This window comes from Lentilactobacillus sp., assembly GCF_040773105.1.
In the GTDB taxonomy this organism is placed as follows: domain Bacteria; phylum Bacillota; class Bacilli; order Lactobacillales; family Lactobacillaceae; genus Lentilactobacillus; species Lentilactobacillus parabuchneri.
The window spans coordinates 1-3,083 of sequence record NZ_JAXGWW010000244.1; the positions used below are offsets into that span (position 1 = coordinate 1).

A 3,083-nucleotide genomic window follows, 5' to 3' on the forward strand; every position below is an offset into this window, starting at 1 on the left:
AGCGGTAATGCTTCAAATCATCCTTGTCGAAGCTCTGCAAACCCATCCAAGTCCGTCTGCTCAAATTGGAATTGGTATCTTTTATGATCTGACAAAATTCACGGCTCCGGCTTTCATAGCCGGAATTTTGTACACCACTACCCGAATCGCTGTCGACTCTAACCTGACATATCGCACCTACCTCATCCAAATGTGGCACGCACTATTCATTCCAACGATTGCATGGACAACTATTTACTTGTTGGTCATGCCCTGGGTCCAACAAGTCCATCGCTACCATGACTTACAAACGTTTGCTTGGCAATTTATCAACGGAAACGCCGCGCCTCATCTCTGGTACAATTCGATGATGTTACAGTTCATCATTTTAATGCCGGTGTTTTGGTGGCTCGCCCGTTGGTGTGGTCAAAATCGTTTTCGGGGCATCTTGGTACTGATCACAGTCAGCCTCATTCAGATTGCCTGGTTGGGCTTTTACGATCGCCAAGTTTTTCACGGCCCTCACATGCAGGACTGGTATCTGTTGGATCGGCTGTTTATCAGCTTTCTGATGTATGGCGTCTTAGGCGTTCTTGCGTGGCAGTACCGCCACATCACCACCCGCTTTTTGCACAAATGGCACTGGGTGAGTCTCATAATCGCTGGTGCTTCGTTCGTCTGGATTAATTGGGAGTTGCTGTCATATTCACTGCCGATCCAAGTTATCAACGCGCCCTACTATAAGCCGTCTATGACCATTTATGATCTAAGTATCATTTGTTTAATTGCCGCATTTGCTGCCAACCAACTTAACAACCGTCCCCAGATTGCCCAAACGATTCACTTCATGGCCAACTATGCTTACCCGGCGTTTCTTTCAAATGTCTTTTGGAATCAGCTGCTGTGGCTGACCTTTAGCCGTGCTTTGACCACAAATGAGCCCTTAATTGGCATCATTCTGGTTTATCTCGGTACCTGGGTCCTGTCATTTGCATCGGCCATCATGATTCACTGGGTTTGGAAGCAAATACGGACAGTGACCTTTGTCAGATCCAAGAACGATCAATAACACCCGAGACTCACTTGGGGTTCATTTTATTCCGGACGGCGCGGCTTGTGATGCGTTAACAGATATTGTTTGATCAACCGCACAATCTGGTCGTTTTGTGGTAGATCCGAGTGTTGCGCATCAGTCCCCGATACCGTGATCGTTGTAAAATGCTTCACCTGACCCTGGAAAACATAGCGACTCGCTATCACACTTACCACCGGTACAATGCCGTCAGAGGTGTAATTTTGAGTCCCTGCGACCGAATAAACGCTCAGGTTGGTCGGCAGTTTCTTTCGATTCTTTATGAAGTCGGACAGCATCTGCGTTTTATTTTGGATTGATTTTTCATCAAAATTAAACGGAGAGCCAATCGTCATCAACTTGGTAATTTTGATTTGATCTTTGTAGTCGGCAAAATAATTTTCGAGGAAGTCAGTGAAGATCAGGCCCCCATTTGAATGACCAAATGCTTTGAAATTATTAAAATCAAATCGCTTATCCAATTCCTTGAAGGCAATATTAAATTGGCGTGCTTGTTGCTTAATGTTGGAATAACCATCACGGTTATTTTGAAAGCCAACCACGATGAACGGCTCCTTGTCGCCAGGGCGAATTCGGCCGCTGAATTGCAGTTTATCCTTATTGGTTACCCTAATTTTCAGCAGACTGTGAGGATTACGCTGATTTTTGTTAAGCTCCTTGACCAACCCGTCAAACCGATTCTCGGTGGCTGAACTTCCAGGAATCATGATAACCGGGGACAATTGCGAGTTATGCCGTCGGGTTAAAGCAGCAACATTTTTATGCGACCACTGAAGGGAGACAAAAATCAGACCAACCGTCATAATCGCGACGATTGCTGTTGCTAACCATAATTTAGTCCGTCGTTTCATGCTTATCACCCGCGTTTTCGTTCAATCGGTCATACAATTTAACAAATGGTGCATACAGCAGGACATCAATGGCAATTAACACGATTCCCAGAACAAGTACCAGCCAGTTGCCGTTGGTCCCAATAAACCCAATCAGAGGTCCCGGTGTCCCCGACGGTACTGGATAGACTGCCGCTGGAAGCCAATTTAATGCTAAGAACAGCGCTACCACGCACATGTTTACCAAGGGCGCCAGCAAAAACGGAATCAATAAGATGGGGTTATAAAGAATGGGCACGCCAAGCATCATGGCATAATTATTGTTAAAAATGGCAGGAAAAGTCGACCAGCGGGCAACAGTCAAAAACTTCTTTCGTTTAGAAAAGATAAAAATTGCGATGATCAAGGCAAGAATGACCCCATTGCCACCAAAGTTCGCAAAACTGTGAAAAAGTGTTGTGGCCGTGTACTTGAATGGGGCGTTATAGGCAGTTCCGGCTTTCAATGCGTGATTAAGATTGGCCAGCGCGGGCGGATCAGTAAACGTTGGGCTGGCCGTATATGGGCCCCCAATCGCCAGCCACGACAACAAGTCAGTTAAAAGCCCCATTCCGATGACATACGGAAAAGCATTTCCCTGAACTGGATGGGGTGTAATGGAGAAGATAAACGTTTGAACCTGAGGACTTCTAAGGAAGCTGATGAATAAATTGGCGAGGACCGATAGGAGCAAAATGATCAGCAATGGTCGAATGACCTGATACGGCCCCGCCAACTGATTTCGTTCAAAGGTGACAATCACCCGACCGCATACATAACCGACAATTAATGCGATTAACAGCCCCTGGCCCATTAAGGTCGGGTTAAATACCAATCGACCGCGACTGCCGGTTTGGTACGAAATCATGAGAAAGGACAAAATACCCACAGCCCCAGCAACGGCCGCTGATTTTTTTCCGTATTCTTTAACGGTAGAATATGCGGCGCCATATGCCCCGTATATGCCGATCATGTCGATCGTACAACGGGAAATGACCCCTGCCAATTGGGATAACGGATGGACGAACGGCAACCATTTAGTGACTGAAAAAAGTGTCGCGATAAACCCACTTGGGGACAAAAATGCAAATTTCAAAACTTCGGCAAAGCTTCCGAGTAACATGATTGGAAACAAAATACTC

Annotated in this window: 3 protein-coding genes; 1 reads left to right on the forward strand and 2 read right to left on the reverse strand. The window is 46.1% G+C overall.

Going from position 1 to position 3,083, the window contains the following annotated elements:
* Positions 1 to 1,048, forward strand: a 1,048-nt coding sequence (locus AB3112_RS10140; RefSeq protein WP_367334423.1) for an acyltransferase family protein, incomplete at its 5' end; no start/stop codon positions are given.
* A gap of 26 nt (positions 1,049 to 1,074) precedes the next feature.
* On the opposite strand, the gene AB3112_RS10145 is transcribed toward AB3112_RS10140, so the two are convergent.
* Positions 1,075 to 1,923: an alpha/beta hydrolase gene (locus AB3112_RS10145; protein ID WP_084973010.1), complete on the reverse strand. Its 849-nt coding sequence runs from the start codon at positions 1,921 to 1,923 to the stop codon at positions 1,075 to 1,077.
* A partial coding sequence (locus AB3112_RS10150) for a PTS transporter subunit EIIC (protein ID WP_367334424.1) occupies positions 1,907 to 3,083 on the reverse strand: 1,177 nt, incomplete at its 5' end. The genes AB3112_RS10145 and AB3112_RS10150, both read right to left, overlap by 17 nt.

Coding starts and splice junctions, on each gene's coding strand:
- AB3112_RS10145 (WP_084973010.1), bottom strand. CDS start 1,923: ATGAAACGACGGACTAAATTATGGTTAGCAACAGCAATCGTCGCGATT.